This window comes from Paenibacillus cisolokensis, from assembly GCF_018403665.1.
Lineage (GTDB): Bacteria > Bacillota > Bacilli > Paenibacillales > Paenibacillaceae > Paenibacillus_AH > Paenibacillus_AH cisolokensis.
In genome coordinates this window covers 1-5,784 of the sequence record NZ_BOVJ01000225.1, presented here as the reverse complement: position 1 = coordinate 5,784, position 5,784 = coordinate 1, and the positions used below count along the sequence as shown (strand labels likewise).

The following is a 5,784-nucleotide window of genomic DNA, read 5'->3' as shown; positions in this document are numbered from 1 at the left end:
TACTGTGCAATCACAATCAGTATCTCGTATGTGCCAGGTTTGCCATTCTTCTATATCGTGGCGAAGTTAGAAGACGCCCCAGGTATCATGGTAATCGGATTGGGCATTATTTTTGCTTCAACAATTATTGCAGTCTTTGCTGCTGTTCTCCAAAGGCTTTTACAAGAAGCCTAGATATAAAATCAGAAAATGATTAACGATCTGAGATGAATAACTTGGCAATTATCATCAATATTGATGTGATGTTGGCTAAAAGGAAAATGAGTGTTACAGAGCTTTCTGAGAGGGTTGGAATAACGATGGCTAATCTTTCTATATTAAAAAATGGAAAGGCAAAAGCGATTCGATTATCAACTTTAGATGCGATTTGTAAGGCTTTAGAATGTCAGCCTGGAGATATTTTAGAATACAAAAGTGACGAAGGCACTCAAGGATAATGAACATTTTTTAGATTTAACCATTCATAACATTTCTAAAGATTTCGGAAATAAAAAGGCATTAGATGATATTAATCTTTTTTAAATAGCCTTTTAAAATAGAAGAAATTATTCGGAGGTGAACCTAAATCGATTTAGCTGTGTCAACGCCGGATTTAAATTGACCCACCAGCGCCGACTTAAAATTGACCCACCCTCGGTCTTCATGCGTTCTTGCCCAGCGGCAATCGATCTTTTAGCCGGTAGCTGTTTCCGCGAATGTTTAATATATGCGCGTGATGCAGCAAGCGGTCTAGAACGGCTGTCGCCAGTACGTGATCCCCTAGCAGTTCTCCCCATTCCCCGAAGCTCTTGTTGCTTGTCATGATCAGACTCCCGCGTTCATACCGGGCGCTAATCACATGGAAGAACAGATTGGCTGCAACCGGATCGAGCGGCATGTAGCCGACTTCATCGACAATGAGCAACTTCGGACGCAGGTAGACGCGCATCCGACGTTCCAATCGGTTCTCCTCGTAAGCCTTGCGTAAATCGCTCATCATCTGCGTGAGGCTCACAAAATATACAGATAGTCCTTGACGGATCGCTTCCACACCGAGGGCCACAGCCAAATGACTTTTCCCGACGCCGGGCGGTCCCAGCAGAATCACGTTCTCCTGACGCCCGACAAAGCTCATCGTCGCCAGTTCGCGAACCAACCGTTCCTCTATGCTCGGTTGAAAAGAGAAGTCAAACTCCTCCAACGTCTTGCGGTAGGGCAGGTGCGCCAGCTTCGTGCGCACTTCCAGATTACGCTGCTGGCGCTGATTTCGCTCGTAATCCAGCAGTGCAAGCAGAAACGTCATATAATCGCTCTTCTCTCGCATGGCCGCTTGCAGCGTATCCCCCAGGATCGCGGCGGCGTGTTCCAATCCCAGTTCCGCTAACCGTTCGTATCCTTCCGTCAAGGCCTTCATGCGCCCACCTCCGCGAGACGGTCATACAGATCCAGCGATCTTGTTTCGACCTGCTCTGCCGGAATCTGACGGGCAACGGGGCGGGGATGCGCATGTCCTTGAGCTGTATGTAGTCCGGCATACTGCCCAGGCAACATCACGACAGCACGTGATCGGTGTATCTGTTCATGACGAGCGATCAGTTGTCCATCCGCCCATATCTCCACAAATCCACGCAACAGTCGAACCATAACTTCCCGGCCGCTGTATGTCCACGGCACACCGTAACGAACACCGTCGAAGCTCACGAACCCGTCCCGGCTCACCTGTCTGGTCTCGAAGCGGAAGGGAGCAATGACTTCCTCAACAGGCAGCGGTTTTAACTGCTCCAATGGCAGCCGATCACAGGGACGCTCCCCGGTCGTCCCGTGAATGCGACGATTTTTCTCATCGCACCAATGCCGGGCCTGCGTGTTCAGATCACCCAAGTCAGTAAAGGTGCGTCCCGGCAAGAAGTTGTCCTTGACGAACTGCACACCGCGTTCGACTTTGCCTTTGGTCTGTGGCCTACGGACACGGCATACCTTCGGCACCATGCCGACGGCTGCGGCGAAGTCTGCAAACACCGGATGCCATTCGGGCTTGCGGTCGTCTCTTACGCCAAGAATGACTGTCTTCATGCGGTCGGTGAGCATCACGTTCGGTACACCGCCGAAGTACTCCAATGCATGGATCAGGCAGCGAAGGAAGCTGCGGATGTCGCAGCGTCTAGCAAACTCGATGTACATCGCCCGTGAATAGCCGAGCACCATAACAAACACCGGCACTTTGTGGATGATGCCATTTTCATCGACATAATCGGCGATCCCCCAATCTACTTGCGCCTGTTCGCCGGGTTTTGTCTCGTAGCGCTGAACCGCAGGCGTCCGGCGCGGCGGGCGAAAGGGCTGTACGTAATCTTTCACAAGCGTCTTTCCGCCAGTGTAGCCTTGCTCACGGATTCTCTCCCACAACACCTCACAATTGTAAATACCTTGAGCGAGCAACATATCGAGTACTGGCTTGAACGGGTCCAGTTTAGAGCCACGTTTGCTCCGCTTTTTACGTTCCGGTAGCCCGTTGTAACGAAGATACTTTCGAATCGTGTTCCTAGAGATCCCGGTATCTCTGACTATTTGCCGGATACTCTTGCCCATTGCCTTTTGTTCATGTAAGCTAATCACAAGCCCACTCCCTAACATCGATGTCTTCCCTCCGAATCACTTGGCGGTAATTCAGAGGGTTTATTTCGACAGGGGTGGGTCATTTTCATTCCGGCGAACCTGGGTCAATTATAATCCGGCGGTAACAAGCTGCTATATTAAAAGATCCCCTAACGATGTTTCTAATATGTCATTCCTTGTCATATTCATACTCTATAATGGAGGATAATGAACAAAAGGAGTGACAGAGCATGCAGCCTTTAGATGGAAAAGTGGCTTTGGTAGCGGGTGCGACACGCGGCGCCGGTCGAGGAATAGCGATCGAATTAGGGGCGGCGGGAGCGACCGTTTATGTGACCGGACGGACGACACGAACGCAGCGTTCCGAGTACGGTCGTCCTGAAACCATTGAAGAAACCGCCGAACTTGTAAATGATGCGGGCGGCAGAGGGATAGCGGTTCAAGTGGACCATCTCGATCCCGATCAGGTTCAAGCTCTTATTGCACGTATCGAGAACGAACAGGGGCGACTGGACATCCTTGTCAACGACATATGGGGAGCGGAATATTTGGCACAGTGGAACGTGCCGGTATGGGAGCATTCCCTTGAAAAGGGATTTCGCATGCTTCGGCTTGCGATTGATACGCATATCATTACAAGCCACTTTGCATTGCCGCTGTTAATCCGAAACAAGAACGGACTGGTCATTGAAGTGACGGACGGCACGGCCGAATACAACGATAAAAATTACCGTTTGTCGCTGTTTTACGATCTGGCCAAGACATCTGTCATTCGTATGGCGAAGTCTTTGGCCCATGAACTTTCACCTTATCAATGTACCGCCGTAGCCGTGACTCCGGGATGGATGCGTTCTGAAATTATGCTGGATCACTATGGCGTCACGGAAGAAAACTGGCGTGATGCCACTGTGAAGGAACCTCACTTCGTCATCTCGGAAACGCCGCGTTATGTCGGGCGCGCCGTTGCCGCGTTAGCCGGTGATCCGGAGGTCGCGCGATGGAACGGGCAGTCTGTATCAAGCGGTGAACTCGCACAAGTGTACGGTTTTTATGATCTTGACGGCTCACAGCCGGACTGCTGGCGGTATCTCGCAGAAGTGGTGGAAGCAGGGAAACCGGCGGACGCTTCCGGGTACCGCTAATATTCAAGAAAACATAATAACGGCATACAATTGTAAGCCGCTTGGCCATAGAAATAAGACCAATACCGCTCGAGAAACATCTGCTTCTTCTCAGCTTGAGAAAAGCAGATGTTTTTGTATGCCAAACTCCTTATCCATCGCAAAAGTTTCTTACGGGTAACTACATCACTTGAAAGTGCGTACTTCCTTTTTCGAAAGAGTGGACCTACAATAAACGATGTCACAGCAAGCCCCAAGATCGAAAGGCCGCAAGGCCGTCGTAAAAAAATCCGTAACCATTTGAGGAGGAATGCATTCATGGAACTGCAATTGGCGTTGGATCTTGTAAATATACCGGAAGCGAAAGAACTGGTCAAAGAAGTCGAGGAGTATGTGGATATCGTAGAAATCGGTACGCCGGTCATTATCAACGAAGGTCTTCGAGCCGTAAAGGAAATCAAAGAAGCATTTCCGCATTTGAAAGTGCTGGCAGACCTGAAAGTGATGGACGCGGCCGGCTATGAGGTGATGAAAGCTTCGGAAGCCGGCGCGGATATCGTGACCATTCTCGGTGTAGCCGAGGACATGACGATCAAGGGCGCTGTGGAAGAAGCAAGAAAGCAGCAAAAGAAAATTCTCGTCGACATGATCGCGGTGAAAGATATCGAAGGACGAGCGAAGGAACTCGATGCGCTTGGCGTCGATTACATTTGCGTGCATACCGGTTATGATCTGCAAGCTGTCGGCAAAAATTCCTTCGAAGATTTGGCAACCATCAAGCGGGTCGTGAAACATGCCAAAACGGCTGTCGCCGGCGGCATCAAACTGGAGACGCTGCCTGAAGTCATCAAAGCACAACCGGACCTCGTCATTGTGGGCGGCGGCATTACCGGTCAAGAGGACAAAAAAGCGGTAGCAGCCGAAATGCACCGGTTGATCAAACAAGGGTAATGCGGTTATGCGGACGGTTCAATTTTTAGCCGAGGTGATTGAAGAACTGCACCGGAGCGCGGATTTCATCGCAGAGGACGAAGCGGAAAAGCTGGTCCACGCAATTCTGGAGTCCGAGAAAATCTTTGTGGCCGGTGCGGGCCGATCCGGTTTGATGATCCGGGCCTTCGCCATGCGGCTGATGCAAATGGGATTCGACGCTTACGTCGTAGGCGAAACGGTCACCCCCAACCTGGACAAAAACGACCTGCTCATCGTCGGGTCGGGTTCGGGCGAGACGAAAAGCTTGAGCTTCATGGCCGAGAAAGCGAAAAGCTTGGGCGCAGCGGTTGCCGTTGTGACGATCTTCCCGGAGTCAACGATCGGAAGACTGTCCGATATTGTGGTGAAAATGCCCGGCTCGCCCAAAGACAAGGCGGACGGAGAGTACAAAACGATACAGCCGATGGCTTCGCTGTTCGAACAAACCCTTTTGTTGTTCTTTGACTCCGTCATCTTGAAGCTGATGGAGAAAAAGGGATCGAATCCGGCACGATGTTCGGAAGACACGCAAATCTGGAGTAAAGAAAACGATGACGTAGTCCTCACCTCATGCGTGGGGACTATGTTTTATATAAGGGAAAATGGAAGGAAAGGATGTGAAATCAAGATGGATTCCATGACTTTAATATTGTTCGGGGCCACCGGCGATTTGGCCAAACGCAAAATATTTCCCGCGCTGTTCAATTTGTTCGTAGAGCAAAAGCTGCCGCATCGTTTTTCGCTGATCGGATCGGGGCGGGAGCCGTTGACAGAGGGCGAATTCCGGAAGCATGTCGAGTTGGCAATACGCACCTTTTCAAGGCGCAGTCCGGAAAACCGCTCGCAATTCGAAGCATTTCTGCGCAGCTTCCGTTATATCGCTCTGGATGTGACGAACAAAGCGGAATATAACAAACTGCTGACGCTGGTTCGGAAGCGGGAGCAGGAGCTCGGCATCACAGAGCAAAACCGGATGTACTATTTATCCGTCGCTCCGAAGTTTTTTGGCGTCATTGCCGAGAATGAGCCTTTTGCATAATTTCGTTTTGAAGCCAGCTTCATAGGGAGTCCTCAACTAGCAGCAGTTAATTCCTTG

General features: G+C 50.5%; 6 protein-coding genes and 2 pseudogenes. 6 read left to right on the top strand and 2 right to left on the bottom strand.

The annotated features are described in order from the left end of the window. Positions 1–197 (top strand): annotated as a pseudogene (locus tag PACILC2_RS24655) (DUF2975 domain-containing protein); the annotation flags it as partial. Between the two features lie 18 nt (positions 198–215). Next, positions 216–437: a helix-turn-helix domain-containing protein gene (locus PACILC2_RS24650; RefSeq protein ID WP_213531540.1), complete on the top strand. Its 222-nt coding sequence runs from the start codon at positions 216–218 to the stop codon at positions 435–437. 203 nt (positions 438–640) lie between these two features. Here PACILC2_RS24650 and istB read toward each other — a convergent pair whose 3' ends face one another. Continuing rightward, positions 641–1,393: an IS21-like element helper ATPase IstB gene (gene istB, locus PACILC2_RS24645; RefSeq protein ID WP_213531538.1), complete on the bottom strand. Its 753-nt coding sequence runs from the start codon at positions 1,391–1,393 to the stop codon at positions 641–643. Further along, entirely contained in the window at positions 1,390–2,613 is a 1,224-nt protein-coding gene (gene istA / locus PACILC2_RS24640) for an IS21 family transposase (protein WP_213531536.1), read from the bottom strand. Before istA ends, istB begins: the two co-directional genes overlap by 4 nt. Before the next feature lie 212 nt (positions 2,614–2,825). Between istA and PACILC2_RS24635 the strand changes: the two genes are divergently transcribed. From PACILC2_RS24635 to PACILC2_RS24620, 4 genes and pseudogenes are all read left to right on the top strand, one after another. Then, a complete protein-coding gene (locus PACILC2_RS24635; protein ID WP_213531534.1) occupies positions 2,826–3,737 on the top strand; it encodes an SDR family oxidoreductase in 912 nt (303 codons plus the stop codon). Between the two features lie 297 nt (positions 3,738–4,034). Continuing rightward, on the top strand, positions 4,035–4,667 hold the full coding sequence (hxlA, locus tag PACILC2_RS24630; RefSeq protein WP_062490602.1) for a 3-hexulose-6-phosphate synthase: 633 nt from the start codon (positions 4,035–4,037) through the stop codon (positions 4,665–4,667). Between the two features lie 7 nt (positions 4,668–4,674). Then, positions 4,675–5,231, top strand: a pseudogene (gene hxlB, locus PACILC2_RS24625) (6-phospho-3-hexuloisomerase). Between the two features lie 40 nt (positions 5,232–5,271). After that, positions 5,272–5,727, top strand: a complete 456-nt coding sequence (locus PACILC2_RS24620; protein ID WP_307860708.1) for a glucose-6-phosphate dehydrogenase — start codon at positions 5,272–5,274, stop codon at positions 5,725–5,727. Positions 5,728–5,784 lie beyond the last annotated feature (57 nt).

Bases quoted from the DNA above. Each gene is read 5' to 3' on its own strand.
- istB (WP_213531538.1), bottom strand. From the start codon at position 1,393: ATGAAGGCCTTGACGGAAGGATACGAACGGTTAGCGGAACTGGGATTG.
- istA (WP_213531536.1), bottom strand. From the start codon at position 2,613: ATGTTAGGGAGTGGGCTTGTGATTAGCTTACATGAACAAAAGGCAATG.
- PACILC2_RS24635 (WP_213531534.1), top strand. From the start codon at position 2,826: ATGCAGCCTTTAGATGGAAAAGTGGCTTTGGTAGCGGGTGCGACACGC.
- hxlA (WP_062490602.1), top strand. From the start codon at position 4,035: ATGGAACTGCAATTGGCGTTGGATCTTGTAAATATACCGGAAGCGAAA.
- PACILC2_RS24620 (WP_307860708.1), top strand. From the start codon at position 5,272: ATGTTTTATATAAGGGAAAATGGAAGGAAAGGATGTGAAATCAAGATG.